This window comes from Halorubrum lipolyticum DSM 21995, from assembly GCF_000337375.1.
In the GTDB taxonomy this organism is placed as follows: Archaea; Halobacteriota; Halobacteria; order Halobacteriales; family Haloferacaceae; genus Halorubrum; species Halorubrum lipolyticum.
Map to the genome: position 1 here is coordinate 129,601 of NZ_AOJG01000025.1, position 18,976 is coordinate 148,576.

Genomic DNA, 18,976 nt, shown 5'->3' on the forward strand with positions numbered 1-18,976 from the left:
CGCCACGACCGCGACACGCGAGTGGTCGACATGCAAATAGGGATCCTCTACTCGCGGATCCGGAAAGACGAGAAGCTGCTGCTCGGCGAGCTCCGCGAGCGCGGCCACGAGGTCGCGAAGATCGACGTCCGCAAGGAGCGGTTCGGACTCGAGTCCACCACGGCCGACGTCGCCGACCTCGATATCGTCGTCGACCGCTGTCTGTCGACGAGCCGGTCGCTGTACGCGACCAAGTTCCTCGACAGCTACGGCGTCCCCGTGGTGAACTCCCCCGAGACGGGTGACATCTGCGCCGACAAGGCGAAGAACTCGCTCGCGCTCGCGCGGGCCGACATTCCGACCCCGGCGACGGAGGTCGCGTTCACCAAGGAGGCCGCGATGGAGGCGATCGAGGAGTTCGGCTACCCCTGCGTGCTCAAGCCCGTCGTCGGCTCGTGGGGCCGGCTGATGGCGAAGATCGACACGCGGAACGCCGCGGAGGCGATCTTGGAGCACAAGGAGACGCTCGGCCACTACGAGCACAAGGTGTTCTACATCCAGGAGTTCGTCGACAAGCCCGGTCGCGACGTCCGCGCGCTGGCGGTCGACGGCGAGCCGGTCGCCGCGATGACCCGGTCGTCCGACCACTGGCTCACAAACGCCGCGAAGGGCGGCGAGACGAAGTCCTTCGACCTCGACGACCGCGCGCTCGATCTGGTCGAGCGCGCGTCGGAGGCGGTCGGCGGCGGCATGCTCGGCGTCGACCTGATGGAGGTGGGCGGCACCGACTCCGGCGAGTACACCGTCCACGAGGTGAACCACACGGTCGAGTTCAAGGCGCTGGACGCCGCCAGCGAGGTCGACGTGCCCGCGAAGGTCGTCGACTGGCTGGAGGCGAAGGCGGCCGCGGCGGCCGACGGCGAGGCCGCGGAGGCACACACATGACAGACGAGACGTACACCGCGAGCGTCGTCGGCGGCACCGGTTTCACCGGCGGCGAGCTGTTGCGGCTCCTCTCCGGACACCCCGACTTCGAGGTCGTGCAGGCCACGTCGCGGTCGGCCGACAACATGACGGTCGGTCGCTCGCACCCGAACCTGCGCGGGCTCGACCTGCGCTTCTCGGACCCCGACGACCTCGAATCGGTCGACGTGCTCTTCTCGGCGACGCCCCACGGCGTCTCGATGGGGCAGATAGACGGCTACTTCGAGGCGGCCGACACGGTCGTCGACCTCTCGGCGGACTTCCGCCTGCCCGAGGCGGAGCTGTACGACGAGTGGTACGACGGCCACACCTCGCCCGAGTACCTGGAGCGCGCGGAGTACGCGCTCCCCGAGATCAACCGCGAGAACCTCTCCGGCGCCGACCTGATCGCCGGCGGCGGCTGTAACGCGACCGCGACGATGCTCGGGCTCAAGCCCCTCGTCGACGCGGGCGCGCTCGGCCCCGACGCCGGCGAGGTCGTCGTCGACGTGAAGGTCGGCTCCTCGGAGGGCGGCGCCGGCGGCGGCGCGGCCTCCTCGCACCCGGAGCGCTCGGGCGTCGTGCGCCCGTACGCGCCCACCGGCCACCGCCACGAGGCGGAGATCGAGGCGTACCTCGGCCTCGACGTCTCCTTCACGGTCCACGCGGTCGAGATGGTGCGCGGCGCGAGCGCGACCTGCCACGTCTTCCCCGACGAGCCCGTCTCGAAGGCGGACCTGTGGCAGGCGTACCGCGGCGCCTACGCCGACGAGCCGTTCATGCGGATCGTCTCCGGCGGGGGCGGCGTCTACCGCTACCCCGAGCCGAAGGCGGTCGCCGGCACGAACTACGGCGAGGTCGGCTTCGAGCTCGACCCCGGGAACCGGCGCGTCGTCGTCTTCTCGGCGATCGACAACATGATGAAAGGCTCCGCCGGCCAGGCCGTCCACGCGGCGAACGTCGCGCTCGGGCTGCCCGAGACCGCGGGTCTCGAGTTTCAGGGGCTCCACCCCGTGGGATCGCCATGACCGACGAGCAGACCGACGCCGGCGGCGCGCCCGTCGACGGCGCGGCCACCGACGAGCCGCCCGTCGTCGTCAAGATCGGCGGCGCGAAGGCGGTCGACCCGGCCGGCGCCGTCGGCGACGTGGCCCACCTCGCCGCCAACGGGCGCGAGGTCGCGGTCGTCCACGGCGGCTCCACGGTCGTCGACGAGGTCATCGAGCGGCTCGGGATGGAGCCCGAGTACGTCGAGTCCGCCTCCGGCGTCACGGGTCGGTTCACCGACGCGGAGACGATGGAGGCGTTCACGATGGCGATGGCCGGCAAGCTCAACACGGAGCTGACGGCGCTGTTCCGCGAGGCCGGCGTCGACGCGGTCGGCCTCTCCGGCGTCGACGGCGGGCTCCTCTCGGGCCCTCGCAAGTCGGCGGTCCGCGTGGTCGAGGACGGCAAGAAGAAGATCCGCCGCGGCGAGCACTCCGGCCGGATCGAGTCGGTGAACGCCGACCTCCTCTCCGGACTGCTCGACGACGGCTACACCCCCGTCGTCTCGCCCCCGATGGAGGGGAGAGAGAGCGACGGCGGCGTCACGCCCGTCAACACCGACGCTGACCGGGCGGCCGCCGCGGTCGCGGGCGCGCTGGACGCCGACCTCGTCCTGCTGACGGACGTGGCCGGCGTGTACGCGGACCCCGACGACCCGGACACGCTGATCGAGTCGGCGGCGACGCCCGACGAGCTGGCGGCGGTCGAAGCCGCCGCCGAGGGGTTCATGGGAAAGAAGGTGATGGCCGCCAAAGAGGCGCTCTCGGGCGGCTCCGGGCGCGTGATCGTCGCGGACGCGAACGTCAACGACCCGATCGTCGCCGCGCTCGGCGGCGCGGGGACGACGATCGAGCGCTCGGCGCTCGGCGACGACGCGGACGGCGACGCCGAGGAGACTGACGCCGAAACGGAGGGCGAGACCGCATGAGCGGCTTCGTCTTCTCCGAGAAGCCGATCGAGATCGCCTCGGGCGACGGCGTCCACGTCACGGACACCAACGGGGCCGAGTACCTCGACTTCGGCGCGAGCTACGCGTGCACGCCCGTCGGCCACTGTCACCCCGAGGTCGTCGACGCCGCGACGAGCCAGCTGGAGGAGCTCATGTACGTGCAGGCGTCGTACCCGCACGCGGCGCGGACGGCGCTGTACGAGCGGCTCTCCGCGGCCGGCCCGGGCGACGTCGACAACGTCTGGCTCTGTAACTCCGGGACCGAGGCCAACGAGGCCGCCCTGAAGTTCGCCCGGCACGCGACGGGTCGCGAGAAGATCGTCGCGACGACGCAGGGGTTCCACGGCCGGACGATGGGCGCGCTCGCGACCACCTGGAAGCAGAAGTACAAGCAGGGGTTCGAGCCGCTCGCGGGCGGCGTGGAGTTCGTCGAGTACGGCGACGCCGACGCGATGCGCGAGGCGGTCGACGACGAGACCGCCGCGGTAATCATCGAGCCCCTCCAGGGCGAGGGCGGGATCAACCCCGCACCCACCGAGTATCTGCAGGCCGTCCGCGAGGCGACGGACGAGGCGGGGGCCGCGATGGTCCTCGACGAGATCCAGACCGGGCTCGGCCGGACCGGGTCGCTGTGGGCGGCTGAGCGCCACGACGTGGTGCCCGATATCCTCACGACGGCGAAGGGGCTCGCCAGCGGGCTCCCGATGGGCGCGACGCTGTGTCGCGACTGGGTCGCCGAGGACGCCGGCAACCACGGCTCGACGTTCTCGGGCGGTCCCGTCGTCTCTGCGGCCGCCGGAGCCACCCTCGACGTGATCGAGCGCGAGGACCTCCCCGCGCACGCGGACGAGATGGGCGCATACATCCGCGGACAGATCGAGGAGCGCCTCGGCGACGACGTTCGCGAGGTGCGCGGCGACGGCCTGATGATCGGTATCGAGGTGAAGCGCGGTTCGAACCGCCTGCTGCGCGATCTGGCGATCGAGCAGCAGGTGCTCGCGCTGCCGGCGGGCCGCACCGTGTTGCGCCTCCTCCCGCCGCTGACGATCGAGCGCGAACACGCCGACGCGGTGGTCGACGCGCTCGCGGAGGTGATCGGGTGATGTCGACCGGGACGGAGCGCGAGTCGGAGGACGGGAGCACCGCGGACGAGGCGGACGGGTCGACCGCCGACGGCTCCTCCGCCGCCGGGACCGACGTGGTCGCGGGCGGCGGCTACCCCGAGGCCTGCGACACGCCGGCCCGGAAGCTGCTGTACGACATGGTGTCGATCCCCTCGCCCTCCGGCGAGGAGGAGCGGGCGGCCGAGCGCCTCGTCGACTTCTTCGAGGCCAACGGCCGGGAGGCGTGGATCGACGAGGTCGGCAACGTCCGCGCGCCCGCCAGCGACGCGGTCCTCCTGACCTCACACGTCGACACCGTCCCGGGCGACATCCCGGTCGAGGTGAGGCCGGCGGCGGAAGACGACGAAGTCGGCGAGCCGGGCGAGCCCGTTCTCTGGGGGCGCGGGACCGTGGACGCCACCGGCCCGCTCGTCGCGATGGCGGTCGCGGCGGTGCAGACGGGGGTCTCGTTCGTCGGCGTCGCCGGCGAGGAGACGAACTCGCGGGGCGCTCGGTTCCTCGTCGAGGACCGCGACCCGCCCGAGGCCGTGGTGAACGGCGAGCCCTCCGGCTGGGACGGCGTCACCCTCGGCTACCGCGGGTTCCTCGCGGGCACGTACGTGAACACGAGCGAGTCCGGCCACACCTCGCGGCCGGAGCCGAACGCGATCCAGCACGCGATCGACTGGTGGCACGGCGTCGAGGAGACGTTCGAGCCCGCCGACGAGGACACGCCCGTCTTCGAGCAGGTGACGACGAAGCCCGTCTCGGTCGACGGCGGGCTCACCGACGACGGGCTCGCCGTCGAGGCGACGATGGACGTGCAGCTCCGCGTCCCGCCGAACCGGACGGTCGACGAGATCCACGAGCTGGCCGAGACGGAGCTGTCCACCGGCTCGGTCCACTGGAAGGAGCCGATCCCGCCGGTGATGGAGAGCCCGCGGACGGAGCTGGCGCGGGCGTTCCGCGTCGCGATCCGCGGCGCCGGCGGCGACGTGCGTCTCCTGCGTAAGACCGGGACGAGCGACATGAACCTGTTCGCGGCCGCGTGGGACTGCCCGATGGTCACCTACGGCCCCGGGAACTCCGACCTGGACCACGCGCCCGACGAGCGGCTTCCCCTCTCCGAGTTGGACCGCGCGACGGCGGTGTTGAGCGACGTCTGCCGGGACCGACCGTAGGCGTCACGGCACCGACCGTGACGCCGCCTCCTTCTGAATCGGTCCGTTTCGCGTCCGACGACTGACCCCACCGCTGTCACACCACCACCGACCCCACGCTCACTATCCACCCATGCCACTCGCTACCGACGACTTCCTCGACATCGACGACGTGACGCCAGCCGAACTGGACGCCCTGCTCGACCGCGCCGCCGCGATGAAGGCGGGCGAGACGGACCCCCGACTCGGCGACGCGACGCTAGGGATGATCTTCGAGAAGCCCTCGACGCGCACCCGCGTCTCCTTCGAGACGGGGATGACCCGACTGGGCGGCCACGCCATGTTCCTCGGGCCGGACGACATCCAGCTGGGCCACGGCGAGCCGCTTCGCGACACCGCGCGCGTGCTCGGTCGGTACGTCGACGGGGTGATGGCCAGGCTCTTCGACCACGGGGACGTCGAGGTCCTCGCCGAGTACGCCGACTGCCCGGTCATCAACGGGCTGACCGACGAGGCGCACCCCTGCCAGACGCTCGCCGACCTCCTCACGATCCGCGAGACGGTCGGCGAGGACGCCACCGTCGCGTGGGTCGGCGACGGCAACAACGTCGGGCAGTCGTTCGTCGTCGGCGCCGCGATGGCCGGGATCGACGTACGGGTCGCCACCCCCGCGGAGTACGGGATGGACCCCCACGTCTTCGACCGGGCCGCGGAGTTCGGCGCGGACGTGGACCCCACCACGGACCCCGAGGCCGCGGTCGACGGCGCCGATATCGTCTACACCGACGTGTGGATCTCGATGGGACAGGAGGACCAGCGCGCGGAGAAGCTCGCCGCCTTCGAGGGGTTCCAGGTGAACCAGGAACTGCTCGCCGGCACCGACGCGACGGTGATGCACTGTCTTCCCGCGCACCGCGGCGAGGAGGTCACCGACGACGTGTTAGAGTCGGACCGCGCTCTCGTCTGGGACCAGGCGGAAAACCGGATGCACGCGCAGAACGCGCTGCTCGTCGAGCTTCTCGGCGGGGAGTGAGGGCGGAGCAGCTTCGGTCGGGCGACGAGACTGTTTATAAATAGATGTGCGGTGGCGCGTGCCTGCGAGTGGGCCACCGGCCCACGAGGAGCCCGTGCGAGGGACGCGGTGAGCACTCGGAGAGCGCGAACCGCGAGGCTGGGGAGGTGTGAGGCGCGGTGCTGTGCGGGGCGGGTGGGACTCAAAGGGGCAGTCGCGATTCCCGCGAGCAACGCGAGCGGGAAGACGGGAGACGAAGTCTCCCGGAAGGACGAAGNGGGGCGGGTGGGACTCAAAGGGGCAGTCGCGATTCCCGCGAGCAACGCGAGCGGGAAGACGGGAGACGAAGTCTCCCGGAAGGACGAAGGTGGCCGCAGCAAGCACCGCAGCGAGGGAGCGCAAGCGACTGAGCGAGGCGCGCAGCAAGGCCCCCGAGTCGTCGCGACTGGGGCTTTGGAGGTGTTCGCCGTCGATCCGCAGACATCCATTTATAAACGATCGACTGAGGCTTTGGCGACATTCACCGTCGATCTGTCGGCAACCATGTATACACAAACGTGCGAGACACAGGAGACGTTCGCGACGACGACGGATTCCTTATAAATGCCAGCACATCAGTCTAGTTCCCGGTCCAGCGCAGGATCGCCAGCGTCCCCTCGAAGAGGACGATCATCGTGAGCGTCACGATGATCGGCGCCATCCCGGTCGGGTCGGGGCTGAACAGGAACGCGATCCCGAGGAACGACCCCCAGAAGATCAGCCGCTTCGCCTCCAGCCACCGCCGGGTGACGAGGTTCATCATGATCGCGAGCATGATGAACAGCGGGATCTGGAACACGATCGCCATGAACGCGAGCATGATGACGATCAGGTTGAACGTCTCCGCGAGCCCGAACGCGATCGTCGCGGCGTCGGAGGTGTAGGTGGTGAAGTACGAGAAGATCGCGGGCAACACGAGGAAGTGCGCGAACGCGATGCCGACCCCGCCGAGCACGAGACTCGTCGGGACCGCCGCGAGGTAGTACCGCCGCTCAGTGGGGTACAGCCCCGGTTTCATGAACCGGTAGGTCTGGTAGACGAACGCCGGGAGCCCGACGACGACGCCCGCGAGCCCGGCGACCTTCAGCCGCGTGAGCGGCAGTTCGAGGGGGCCGTACAGCCGGGGGCGGTTCTCCAGCGGCGCGGGGATGTGGTAGCTCCAGAAGTAGTTGATGAGCTCCGTCGACTCCGTTACCACGACCAGCGTCGCGAGCCCGCCGAAGAGGAAGACGACGGCGAGCCGCCGCATCATCTCCTCGATGTGGGCCGCGAGCGGCATCTCCTCGTCCGTCTCCGGCGCTTCGAGGCCCGCGAACTCCTCGTCCGCGGCCCCTCCGTCCGCTGCTCCCCCGCCGTCGACGCCCTCGCCGGCCACGCCGCCGTCCTCCACGGTCGGCGCGTCCGCGTCTGCGCCCTCGTCGCCGTCTCCGGGGGGGTCGCCGTCGGACGACCCCGCTTCGAGTTCCGGCTTTTCGCTGTCGTTGAGGTACTTCGCGCTCCCCGGCTCGTGCGCGTCGAACGTGCCCTCTTCGTCGTCCGCGCTGTCCGCACCGTCCGCATCGTCCGCGCCGCGGTCTTCGCTCTCGCCCGCGTCGCCCGCGCCCCCCGCACCGTCCGCGTCGTCCGAGCCGATCTCCGGCGTGACCGCTGGAGACACCTCCGACTCGACGGACTCCGACTCGGCGTCGCCCCCGCGCTCGCCGCTCGCGGCTCGACCGTCTTCCGCGGTGGTTTCGCCCGTTTCGGTCGGTTCGACCGTCCCGTCGTCGGCGCTGTCGACCGTCCCGTCGTCGGCGACCGAGTCGTCCTCGGGGGCCGAGGGCTCGTCACGCGACCGGTCCGAGTCGTCCATTCACTTCTTCTACGCAACCGGGTGACTATAGGCCTTTTCGGATAGCGGCGAGCGGCGTCCCGTCGCGCGGACGCGAACGCGGTCGAAAAGGTTGATAACGGCGACGGACTTCCGGTCCCGTATGGCGAGTGCCCTCGACGAGGATACCCAGCAGTCGCTCGCGGACGGACGCGAGTCGGCGAAGGCCTTCCTCCGATCGGTCCAGAAAGACCTCCAGAAGGTCTTCGTCGTCTTCCTGCTGGGCTTCCTCGCGACGTTCTGGGCGCTCCGCGTCTTCATCTGGGACCGTCTCAGGGCGATCACCGAGTCGAACATGAACGCCGCGGTCGCCGCCGAGACCGACGTGATCGCGACGACGCCGTTCGAGGTGATCCTCCTGCAGGCGAAGATCGGGCTGATCGTCGGCGTGATCTTCGCGATTCCGCCCTTCATCTACGTCGCCCGCGACGAGCTCCGCGCCCGCGGGGCGTGGCCGCAGTCGCCGATCGCGCGCTGGAAGCTCGCGGCGATGGGCCTCCTCGGAGCCGGACTGTTCGCGGTCGGCGTCGCGTACGGGGTCTACGCCTTCTTCCCGATCATGTTCTCCTTCCTGGCCGGCTTCGGGCTGGAGGCCGGGCTCCAGCCCACCTACGGGATCGTGATGTGGACGGAGTTCATCGTCTTCCTCTCGCTCTCCTTCGGGCTCGCCGGGCAGATGCCCCTCCTCATCACCGGCCTCTCCTACTCGGGCATCGTCCAGTACGAGACGTTCCGCGACAAGTGGCGCTACGCGGTCGTCGCCATCTTCGTCTTCGGCGCCGTCTTCTCGCCGCCGGACCCGTTCACCCAGCTGATGTGGGCGTTCCCGCTCATCGTCCTCTACGGCTTCAGCCTCTACCTCGCGAAGCTCGTCGTCACGGCCCAGCGGAGCTCCGACCGGATCGACGTGTTCGGCGCGGCCCGGAACCACTGGAACGTCGTCGGCGGCGCGGCCGTCCTCGGCGGCGGGCTCGTGTACGCCTTCTACGAGTACGGCGGTCGGACAGCCCTCAACGATCTCCTCCGACTCGCCAACAGCGACTGGCGCTTCCTCGAACCCGGCGCGGGCCTCGGCACGGACCCCGCGACGGCGGCCGCGATCTACGCCGTCGCGTGGGCGCTCGCGTTCGTCGCCGTCGCGACGCTGTGGGCCGTCTACGCCGACCTCGACACGACGAGCGCGGGGTACCAGTACGGCGACCCGGCCGCCATCGACGTGAGCGAGCTCGACGCGGCCGGCGTGCGCGCCGCCCCGGACGACGCCTTCGCGGAGATGAGCGAGGAGGAGTCGCTCGCGCTCGCGCAGGCCGCCATCGACGACGACGACCCGGAGAAGGCGCAGGCGGTCCTCGACCGGTTCGACGCGGTGCACGACGGGGACGGTGAGGACGGCGAGGGCGCCTCCGGCACCGACGCGACGGGAGCCGGAGGGACGGGCGGTTCCGGCGACGACGGTCTGGTGGGCACCGTTCAAGACCGCACCTCTCGGGCCGGCTCCACCTTCCTCTCCGAGCTCACCGACGGCGACGAGGACGAGGCGGAAGACGACATCGGCGGCTACTACAAGGACCTCAAGTTCATCTTCGACTCGCTGCGGTCGCGGTCGTTCCGGCTCGTCGCCGTCTTCGGCAGCGTGATGGCGGCCGCGTTCACGTGGCTGTACCTCGGCGGACTCGGGACGGTTCGCAACGACCTGGAGTCCCGCGTCCCCGCCGAGATCGAGGGCGGGATCAACATCATCACGCTCCACCCGGTCGAGGCGCTGATCTTCATGGTGAAGTTCTCCGTCCTGCTCGGGATCATCGCCGTGTTCCCGGTCGCGCTCTACTACGCGTGGCCCGCCCTCCGCGAGCGCGGCTTCGTCGCCGGGCGCATCTACCAGGTGTACCTCTGGGCGGGCGCGCTGTTCGCCGGTCTGATCGGCGGCTTCGCGCTCGGCTACGCCTACATCGCGCCCGGCCTCATCGGGTGGCTCGTCACCGACGCGCGGCTCGCCGATATGGTCATCACCTACCAGGTGGGCGACTTCTTCTGGCTCGTCATCTACACCACGATCGGGATCGGCTTCCTCGCGGACATCCCGATCGCGATGGTCCTGCTGAACAACGCCGGGGTCCCGTACCAGGTCTTCCGGAACCGCTGGCGCGAGGTCACCGTCGGGATCATGCTGTTCGCGGCGGTGTTCACGCCCGCCGACGTGATCACGATGTTCCTCGCGACGCTCCCGCTGATGGCCGCGTACGGGATCGGCGTCGGGCTCCTGTTCCTCGTCACGTTCGGCGGCCGGCGGAACCTCTCGCCGCCCTCGAAGGTCGTCGACCGCTGATCGGCGCGAGCGACGAGCGATCCCCTCGCGCGAGACCGTCGAGACCGACCGGGTGAGACCGCCGAGACCGACGAGTATTCCCGCGCGCGCACGCAACAGGGGACAAGATGAGCAAGGACTACATCGAGGTCCGCGGCGCCGAGGAACACAACCTCAAGGACCTCGACGTCCGGATCCCGCGCGAGGAGTTCACCGTCGTCACCGGGCTCTCCGGGTCGGGGAAGTCGTCGCTCGCGTTCGACACCGTCTACGCCGAGGGACAGCGCCGGTACATCGAGTCGCTGTCGGCGTACGCCCGCAACTTCCTCGGGCAGATGGACAAACCGCAGGTCGAGGCCGTCGAGGGGCTCTCGCCCGCGATCTCCATCGACCAGAAGAACGCCGCGAACAACCCCCGTTCGACCGTGGGGACCGTCACCGAACTGCACGACTACCTCCGGCTGCTGTACGCCCGGATCGGTACCCAGTACGACCCCGTCACCGGCGAGGAGGTCGGCGAGCAGTCGGCCCAGGACATGGTGAACCAGATCCTCGAACTCCCCGAGGGGACCCGCGCGAAGATCGCGGCGCCGGTCGTCCGCGACCAGAAGGGCGCCTTCGAGGACCTGTTCGAGGAGCTCGTGAGCGACGGGTACGCCCGCGTCGAGGTCGACGGGGAGCCGATCGATCTCACCTTGGACGACCCCGACCTCGACGAGAACTACGACCACACCATCGATGTGATCGTCGACCGCGTGGCCGTCTCGCCCGACGCCCGCTCGCGGATCACGGACTCCGTCGAGACCGCGCTGGAGGAGGCGGGCGGCGCCCTCAAGCTGATCGTCCCCGACCCGCCCGAGGACGTGCCCTTCGCGTCGAACGCGCGCTCGACCGGGTCGCTGGCGGCGGACGCCGAGAGCGACGACCGGCTCGTCGTCGAGTTCTCCGAAGAACTTGGAAATCCTAACTCCGACGTGCAGTTCTCCGCGATCGAGACGCGCTCGTTCTCCTTCAACAGCCCGTACGGCGCCTGCCCCGAGTGCGAGGGGATCGGCTCGACGAAGGAGGTCGACGAGGACCTCGTCGTCGAGGACCTCTCGAAACCCCTCAAACACGTCTTCGAGCCGTGGAGCTACGACCGCACCTACTACTCCCGCCAGCTCGACAACGTCGCCGACCACTTCGGCGTCTCCTTGGACACGCCCTTCGAGGAGCTCGACGAGTCGATCCGGCGGCAGTTCCTCTACGGCACCGACGACCTGGTCCACTTCGAGTGGACCACGAAGAACGGCACCCGCGAGAAGACGGAGCGGTTCGAGGGCGTCATCCCGAACCTGGAGCGCCGCCACGTCGAGACCGACTCCGAGCGCGCCCGCGACCACATCGAGGAGTACATGGCCGTGACGACGTGCCCGGAGTGCGAGGGCACCCGGCTCAAGGAGCAGTCGCGGCACGTCCTCGTGGGGGACACCGCGATCACCGAGGTGAGCGAGCTGTCGATCGCGGAGGCGCGCGAGCACTTCGAGGGGATGGAGTCGGAGCTGAACGAGCGCGACACGACGATCGCGACGGAGATCCTCAAGGAGATCCGCGCGCGCCTCGGATTCATGGAGGAGGTCGGCTTAGAGTACATCACGCTCGACCGCGAGGCGTCGACGCTCTCGGGCGGCGAGAGCCAACGCATCCGGCTCGCCACGCAGGTGGGCTCCGGGCTCGTCGGGGTCCTCTACGTCCTCGACGAGCCGTCGATCGGGCTCCACCAGCGCGACAACGACCGCCTCCTGAACACCTTGGCGGGGCTCCGCGACCTCGGGAACACCCTCGTCGTCGTCGAGCACGACGAGGAGACGATGCGCCGCGCCGACGAGATCATCGACATGGGGCCCGGCCCCGGCAAGCAGGGCGGCGAGGTGGTCGCGCAGGGCGACTTCGACGACATCGTCGCGGCCGACGAGTCGGTCACCGCCGACTACCTCGCGGGACGAAAGGAGATCCCGGTCCCGGACGAGCGCCGCGAGCCGGACGGCGAGCTGACGGTGCGCGGCGCCCGCCAGCACAACCTCAAGAACCTCGACGTGTCGATCCCGCTCGGCACGCTGACGACCGTCACCGGCGTCTCCGGCTCCGGGAAGTCGACGCTCGTCAACGATATCCTATATAAGGGGCTCGCGCGCGAGATGAACGACAACACCTCGGTCGATCCCGGCGAGCACGACGCGATCGAGGGGGTCGAAGGGATCGAGACGGTGCGGCTCATCGACCAGTCGCCGATCGGCCGGACGCCGCGCTCGAACCCCGCGACGTACACCGACGTGTTCGACTACGTCCGCGAGCTGTTCGCGGAGACCAAGCTCTCCAAGCGCCGCGGCTACGAGAAGGGCCGCTTCTCGTTCAACGTGAAGGGCGGTCGCTGCGAGGAGTGCGGCGGGCAGGGAACGGTGAAAATCGAGATGAACTTCCTCTCGGACGTGTACGTCCCCTGCGAGCAGTGCGGCGGCGCGCGCTACAACGACGAGACGCTCGAGGTCACGTATAAGGGCGCGACCATCTCGGACGTGCTCGACATGAGCGTCGACGAGGCGTACGACTTCTTCGAGAGCCACCAGGGGCTCCAGCGCCGCCTGAAGCTCTTAAAAGACGTGGGGCTCGGCTACATGGAGTTGGGTCAGCCCTCCACCACGCTCTCCGGCGGCGAGGCCCAGCGCGTGAAGCTCGCCGAGGAGCTGGGAAAGAAGGCGACGGGCGACACCCTCTACCTGCTCGACGAGCCGACCACGGGGCTCCACAAGGCGGACGAGCGCAAGCTGATCGACGTGCTCCACCGCCTCGTCGACGGTGGAAACACCGTGGTCGTCATCGAACACGAGCTCGACCTCGTGAAGAACGCCGACCGCATCATCGACCTGGGTCCCGAGGGCGGTGACGGCGGCGGCGAGCTCGTCGCGAGCGGGACGCCCGAGGCGGTCGCCCGCGAGGAGGACTCCCACACCGGGCGCTACCTGCGCGACCTCCTCCCCGACGTGGACCTCGAGGGGCCGCGCGACGACCGCCGGAAGCCGGCGGTGGCCGACGACGACTGAGCCGCGAGCGCCGGCGGCCGCTCGGATCGCCCCCCGCGCCGGCACCGTTTTGTGTGCCTCTCGTGAGTGCCTCGTATGAGCAGTCAGGCGGCCGACGTGCAGGAGTCGATCGCGATGTCGTCGGAGCCGGCTGCGGAGTTAGCGGCGCTGCCGCGCCGCGAGCGACGCGACGTCTTTTTCGCGCTCCCGGAGGGCGTCCGAGAGGCGGTCGCGCGCGACATGGACCCCTCGCAGCTGGAGCGGTTCGTCGACCGACTCGATCCGGACGAGATAACGGACATCCTCGGATACGTCGACGAGGAGACCCGAGAACAGGTGCTCACGACCCTCGACAACAGCCGGCGCGAGAGGGTCACCTACCTGCTCTCGTTCGACCCGGAGAGCGCGGCGGGGGTGATGACCCTCGCCTACGTCACCGTCGACGCCGATCAGTCGTTCGCGGAGGTGACGGAGCGAGTGCGTCGCTTCGAGGAGCGAACGGGACAGATCCCGACGATCTTCGTCATGTCGGGCGACGAGCTGCTCGGCGAGCTGCCGGGCACGGCGCTCTCGCTCGCCGACGCGGAGTCGGAGTCGCTCACCGACTACGTCTCGGAGATGCCGTCGGTCCGATACGACCGCGACGACGAGGAGGTCCTGGACGTGTTCCGCCGGAACAGCGAGCGACGGGTCGCCGTGCTCGACGAGGAGAACGCCGTCCTCGGCGTGATACACGCCACCGACCTGCTCGGCGTGCTAGACGAGACGGTCGGTGAGCGGCTGTACGAGTTCACCGGCGTCGCCGAGGCGGAGAGCGTCCTCGACGGTCCCGCGGAGAAGGTTCGACGGCGGTACAAGTGGTTGATCCTCAATCTCGCCACCGCGTTCCTGGCCGCCGCGGTCGTCGGACTGTTCGAGTCGACGATCGCCGCGGTCGCGATCCTCGCCGCGTACATGCCGGTCGTCGCCGGGATGGGCGGGAACGCCGGCACGCAGTCGATGGCGGTCACCGTCCGCGGGATCTCGCTCGGCGAGGTGTCTATCAGGACGGGGAAGCGGGTCATCGTGAACGAGGCCGTCGCCGGCGCGGCCAACGGGCTCATCACCGGCGCGCTCGTCGCGGTCGTCGCGACCGCCTTCTCGTTCGGCGATTTCGGCCTCCTGCTCGGCGCCGTCATCGGCGTCTCGATGGTCGTGAACCTCGTCATCGCTGGCTTCTTCGGCGCGCTCACCCCGCTGCTGCTCGACAAGGTCGGGTACGATCCGGCGACCTCCGCGACGATATTCATCACCACCGCGACCGACGTGCTGGGCTTCTTGTTCTTCCTCGGACTCGCGCGGGCGGTGCTGGTGTAGCCGGGGCGAACGGCGGCGGTCGCCCCGTACGACCCGCAGATTGATGCCGTGACGCGCCGTCGCTCAGACCGATGAAAGAGATCACGACCGACGACGTGCCGGACGCGCTCGGCCCGTACTCGCAGGGGATCGTCTCCGGCGACACGGTCTACGTATCGGGAAAGACGGGCGTCGATCCGGACACCGGCGAGGCGCCCGAGTCGGTGGGCGAGCAGACGACGCAGACGCTCGAAAACGTCGCCGCCATCCTCGAGGCGGCCGGCGCGAGCGCGGACGCCATCGTGACGGCGACCGTCTACCTCACCGACATGGACGACTACGACGAGGTGAACGCGGCGTACGAGTCCTTCCTCTCGAAGCCGTACCCGGCCCGGACCTGCGTCGAGGTGTCCCGGCTGCCCGCGCCGCTCGACGTCGAGATCACCGTCACGGCCGAACTCGACAACGACTGAGGCGTATAAAACTGGGAAGCGCGCTTCCCGGGGACAGACTCGCGCCCGACTCAGAACTTCTCCAAGAGCGACGCGTAAAAGTCGGTGTCGCGGTCGCCCGCGAGCTTCTCGACGATGAGCTCCGGCGTCGAGCGCGCGAGGTGCCCCTTGCGCGGCGAGCGGTTCACGCGGAGCTCGCCGTCGACGAGCCCGGCCGCCTCGATACCGTCGACGGCGACCTCGAAGTCGGCGGCGTCCCGGATCTCGCGGGCCAGGTGGGAGACGAACACCGCGGTGGCGTCCTGCGCCGAGAGCGCCTCCAGGATGCCGGCGATGATCTTCGCGGAGGCGCCGGGCTCGGTGATCGACTCCAGCTCGTCGACGAGGACGAGCCGGCCGTCCGCGCCCTCGACGAGGTCACCGAAGTCCCGCAGCGTCGCCTCGAACGCGCCCGCGTCGAGCGTCCCCTGCGACTTCGCGTAGTAGTGGACCTCCTCGAAGCGCTCGACCGTCGCCGACTCGGCGGGGACCGGCATTCCCATCTGCGCGAGCACGACGACGAGCGCGACGAGGTCGAGCGTGGAGGTCTTGCCGCCGGAGTTGACCCCCGAGAGCAGCGTCGCGCCCGAGACGGCGTAGTCGATCGGCTCGGCGTCGGCGAAGTCGACGTCGAGGAGCGGGGAGCGGCCGCCCTCGATGCGGAACCCCTTCGCCCCGCCCGAGTCCGGCCCGACGACCTCCGGCATCACGCAGTCGAAGTCGCGGGCGAACCGCGCGATCGCGAGCGCCACGTCGAGTTCGAGGGCGTCCCGGACGAGCGTCTCCACCGGCTCGCGCAGGTCGCCGAGGTCGCTCGCGAGCTCCGCCTTCAGTCGGGCCGCGCGCCGGTCTCGCGCGGCGGTCAACTCGTTTTTGAGCCGCGAGACGGCGGTCTCGTCGTGGTCGACCGGGAACGAGGGGTCGTCCCCGAAGACGCGCTCGGCGAGCTCGGCCTCCTCCGGTTCGAGCCGGAGCGCGTCGGCGAGGTGCTCGCGGGCGCGGGCCATCGCCTCGTCGTACTCGTCGGCGAGCTCCCGGTCCAACAGGGAGTCGACGCGGGCGCCCTGCTCGACGAGCGAGAGGAAGTCGGTCCCCTCGATGGTCACGTCGCGCTCGCGGATCGCGTCTCTGAGGCGGTCGTCGGCGACCGACTCCGCGGTCGACACCGCGGCGTCTAAGTCGTCGACGGCGGCCGTCAAGCGCTCCAACTCCTCGTCGCCGACGATCGTCCCGTCGTCGTCGAGGCGCGCGAGCGCGTCGCGGAGGCGGTCGAGGTCGGCCGCGGGGGAGAGGGCCGCCGCCTCGTGGACCGCCGCGGCCGCCTCCAGCCGCGCGCGGTTCGCGGCGAAGAAGGCGAGCAGGCGCTCCGGGACGGTCTCGGCGGGCTCGTCGAGGGCGTCCGGTCGGACGTGCACGTCGCCCTCGACGTCGAGCCCGGCGAACGCCTCGTCCAAGACGATCACGGTCGCGTACGACCGACCGAGCTCGGAGACGTCGCGCGCGTCCTCGACGGTCTCGACCGAGAGCTCCGGGACCGCGGACTCGGCGCGGGCGAGCGTCTCGGCGTCCGCGGTCGCGAGACAGCGGTCGCGCACCCGGACCGTCGGCGGGTCGGTCAGCGGTTCGACCCCGGCGAGCGCCTCCCGGACCGCGGGGTCGGGGTCGCGCTCGACCGCCTCCTCGACGAACGACTGCGCCTCGTCGATCCGCGAGGCCGAGGCGCTCGGATAGAAGGTCTCCAGGCGCTTGGCGGCGTAGTCGGTGACCGTGCGCTCGCGCAGTAAGTCGATCGCCTCCCGGTACACCTCGCGGGCGCGGTCGGTCGCCAACACGCGGCCGTCGTCGCCGTGTCGCCGCCGGATCGCGCCGCGGGCGATACGGGCCGCGCGCGCCTCGTTGACGCCTGGCGCGCGGGCGATCGCGGCCACGTCGCCGGACTCGACGGTCGCAACCGGGTCGTCGAGCTCGCGCAGCGCCGCGGCCGTCTTCGCACCGACGCCGGGGATCGCCTCCAACTCCATTCACTCGCGGGTATCGCGGCAACGCGCAAAAGGGTAGGGGGTCCGAGGGCACGCGGGATCCCGATCGGCCGCGGCCGACGCGCTTTTTCCCGCCGACCCCGAATCCGGGAGCATGAGCCACCACACCCTCGCCGCCGACGGGAGCGACCTCTCCCCGGAGACGGCGGCGAAAGCGGCGGCCGCCCGCGACGCGCTCGCCGAGCGGGACGGGGTCCTCGTCGCCTTCTCCGGCGGCGTCGACTCGTCGGTCGTCGCGGCGCTGGCGCGGGACGCCCTCGGCGACGACGCGGTCGCGTGCACGGCGCGGAGCGAGACGCTGCCGGCCGCGGAGCTCGACGACGCCGAGCGCGTCGCCGACGAGATCGGGATCCGCCACGAGACGGTCACCTTCTCCGAGCTCGACGACCCGAACTTCGTCGCCAACGACGGCGACCGCTGTTACCACTGCCGGACGATGCGGCTCGGCCGGATGTACGAAACGGCCACGGAGCTGGGGATCGGCACCGTCTGCGACGGGACGAACGCCGACGACCCGGGCGAGGGCCACCGCCCCGGCCTGCGCGCGGTCGAGGAGCTCGACGTGGTCTCGCCGCTTTTGGACGCGGCGATTACGAAAGACGAGGTGCGCGAAATCGCCGACGCGTACGACCTGTCGGTCGCCGACAAACCGTCGATGGCGTGTCTCTCTTCGCGGATCCCGACCGGGCTGGAGGTCACCGAGGAGCGGCTCACTCGGGTCGAGAAGGCCGAGCGGGTGCTTCGCGAGTGGGGGTTCGAGGGGTTCCGCGTCCGCGACCACGACGGGCTCGCGCGCGTCGAGATCGCCCCGGACGAACTGGAGCGCGCGCTCGATCCCGCCTTCGCCGACGCGGTCCACGAGCACCTCACCGACGTGGGGTTCGAGTACGTCACCCTCGACATGGCCGGCTACCGCACCGGCAGCGTGAGCCCGGGCGGCGACGAGGGGGACGAAGAGGCGGGCGACGACGCGGATCGCGTCGACACCGACCGCGATAACACCGACAGCGGCGACACCGACAGCGGCGAGACGACCCTCGATCTCGGGCGTCAGTACCCCCGATGAGTCGGTCGCGAGACGGACGCGACCCCGAACCGCCGTGAGCAGGCCGTTATCACCCGAGAGAACCCGACGCGAACGTTTATCTGCCGTGTTGGTGAAGCGACACCTATGAGCGAGGCGAAGACGCTCGCGGTCATCGCGGGCGGCGTGGGAGGTTCCGTCGGCGCGTTCGTCGGCGTCGCCGTCGGTGAGGGCACGCTCGGCGTGACGCTGACGACGCTCGTCGTCGCGGTGCTCGTCGGGGCGGCCGTGATCGCGAGCGCCGTCATCGCGGGCGACGTGGAGTTCTTCGCGAGCGCCGACGGCGAGTGAGTCGGTTCCTCGCGAGCGGTTCCGCTGCAACTCGGGGTCGGTGACGAGTTCTGACCCCGTCGCGATCAGTATCGGACCGGCGGTGAGCGATAGCGGGAGTGGGTATATCGATACGGTGGAGTGGTTGTTTATACGCGACCGAGTGGTGTTGCTGTCGGCTATTTATAAGGGTACGACGATACTGCGGTGACGACCTCCAAAGCCCCAGTCGCCGAGGGCGGCGCACGCTCGCTGCGCGCTTCAGTCGCTC

14 protein-coding genes are annotated in these 18,976 nt (G+C 70.2%); 12 read left to right on the top strand and 2 right to left on the bottom strand.

Features of this window, described 5'->3' with window-relative positions:
* Nucleotides 1-30: 30 nt before the first annotated feature.
* The 6 genes from lysX (at nucleotide 31) to argF (ending at nucleotide 6,234) form a co-directional block, all read left to right on the top strand.
* Nucleotides 31-924 carry a lysine biosynthesis protein LysX gene (lysX, locus tag C469_RS09245; protein ID WP_049911208.1) on the top strand — a complete coding sequence of 298 codons (894 nt, stop codon included), beginning with the start codon at nucleotides 31-33 and terminating at the stop codon, nucleotides 922-924.
* Nucleotides 921-1,970 carry an N-acetyl-gamma-glutamyl-phosphate reductase gene (argC, locus tag C469_RS09250; RefSeq protein ID WP_008005948.1) on the top strand — a complete coding sequence of 350 codons (1,050 nt, stop codon included), beginning with the start codon at nucleotides 921-923 and terminating at the stop codon, nucleotides 1,968-1,970. The genes lysX and argC overlap by 4 nt, the downstream gene beginning before the upstream one ends.
* Nucleotides 1,967-2,917 carry an acetylglutamate/acetylaminoadipate kinase gene (locus tag C469_RS09255; protein ID WP_008005949.1) on the top strand — a complete coding sequence of 317 codons (951 nt, stop codon included), beginning with the start codon at nucleotides 1,967-1,969 and terminating at the stop codon, nucleotides 2,915-2,917. The genes argC and C469_RS09255 overlap by 4 nt, the downstream gene beginning before the upstream one ends.
* Nucleotides 2,914-4,041 (top strand): aspartate aminotransferase family protein, encoded by a 1,128-nt coding sequence (locus C469_RS09260; RefSeq protein WP_008005950.1) that lies wholly within the window; start codon nucleotides 2,914-2,916, stop codon nucleotides 4,039-4,041. The genes C469_RS09255 and C469_RS09260 overlap by 4 nt, the downstream gene beginning before the upstream one ends.
* Nucleotides 4,041-5,222 carry a [LysW]-lysine hydrolase gene (locus C469_RS09265; protein ID WP_008005951.1) on the top strand — a complete coding sequence of 394 codons (1,182 nt, stop codon included), beginning with the start codon at nucleotides 4,041-4,043 and terminating at the stop codon, nucleotides 5,220-5,222. Before C469_RS09260 ends, C469_RS09265 begins: the two co-directional genes overlap by 1 nt.
* 112 nt (nucleotides 5,223-5,334) lie before the next feature.
* Nucleotides 5,335-6,234: an ornithine carbamoyltransferase gene (argF, locus tag C469_RS09270; protein ID WP_008005953.1), complete on the top strand. Its 900-nt coding sequence runs from the start codon at nucleotides 5,335-5,337 to the stop codon at nucleotides 6,232-6,234.
* Nucleotides 6,235-6,832: 598 nt separating this feature from the next.
* On the opposite strand, the gene C469_RS09280 is transcribed toward argF, so the two are convergent.
* Complete coding sequence (locus tag C469_RS09280) at nucleotides 6,833-8,104, bottom strand: twin-arginine translocase subunit TatC (protein WP_008005956.1); 1,272 nt, start codon at nucleotides 8,102-8,104, stop codon at nucleotides 6,833-6,835.
* A gap of 121 nt (nucleotides 8,105-8,225) precedes the next feature.
* On the opposite strand from C469_RS09280, the gene tatC reads away from it, so the two are divergent.
* The 4 genes from tatC (at nucleotide 8,226) to C469_RS09300 (ending at nucleotide 15,294) form a co-directional block, all read left to right on the top strand.
* Nucleotides 8,226-10,448 carry a twin-arginine translocase subunit TatC gene (tatC, locus tag C469_RS09285; protein WP_008005958.1) on the top strand — a complete coding sequence of 741 codons (2,223 nt, stop codon included), beginning with the start codon at nucleotides 8,226-8,228 and terminating at the stop codon, nucleotides 10,446-10,448.
* A gap of 107 nt (nucleotides 10,449-10,555) precedes the next feature.
* The gene (gene uvrA / locus C469_RS09290; RefSeq protein ID WP_008005960.1) at nucleotides 10,556-13,507 is read left to right on the top strand and encodes an excinuclease ABC subunit UvrA; all 2,952 of its coding nucleotides are present in this window, start codon (nucleotides 10,556-10,558) and stop codon (nucleotides 13,505-13,507) included.
* A gap of 75 nt (nucleotides 13,508-13,582) precedes the next feature.
* The gene (locus C469_RS09295; protein ID WP_008005962.1) at nucleotides 13,583-14,842 is read left to right on the top strand and encodes a magnesium transporter; all 1,260 of its coding nucleotides are present in this window, start codon (nucleotides 13,583-13,585) and stop codon (nucleotides 14,840-14,842) included.
* Nucleotides 14,843-14,913: 71 nt separating this feature from the next.
* A complete protein-coding gene (locus C469_RS09300; protein WP_008005964.1) occupies nucleotides 14,914-15,294 on the top strand; it encodes a RidA family protein in 381 nt (126 codons plus the stop codon).
* 50 nt (nucleotides 15,295-15,344) lie between these two features.
* On the opposite strand, the gene C469_RS09305 is transcribed toward C469_RS09300, so the two are convergent.
* The gene (locus C469_RS09305; RefSeq protein ID WP_008005965.1) at nucleotides 15,345-17,333 is read right to left on the bottom strand and encodes a MutS-related protein; all 1,989 of its coding nucleotides are present in this window, start codon (nucleotides 17,331-17,333) and stop codon (nucleotides 15,345-15,347) included.
* Between the two features lie 112 nt (nucleotides 17,334-17,445).
* On the opposite strand from C469_RS09305, the gene larE reads away from it, so the two are divergent.
* The gene (gene larE / locus C469_RS09310) at nucleotides 17,446-18,417 is read left to right on the top strand and encodes an ATP-dependent sacrificial sulfur transferase LarE (RefSeq protein ID WP_008005967.1); all 972 of its coding nucleotides are present in this window, start codon (nucleotides 17,446-17,448) and stop codon (nucleotides 18,415-18,417) included.
* Between the two features lie 105 nt (nucleotides 18,418-18,522).
* Nucleotides 18,523-18,726: a hypothetical protein gene (locus C469_RS09315; RefSeq protein ID WP_008005969.1), complete on the top strand. Its 204-nt coding sequence runs from the start codon at nucleotides 18,523-18,525 to the stop codon at nucleotides 18,724-18,726.
* Nucleotides 18,727-18,976 lie beyond the last annotated feature (250 nt).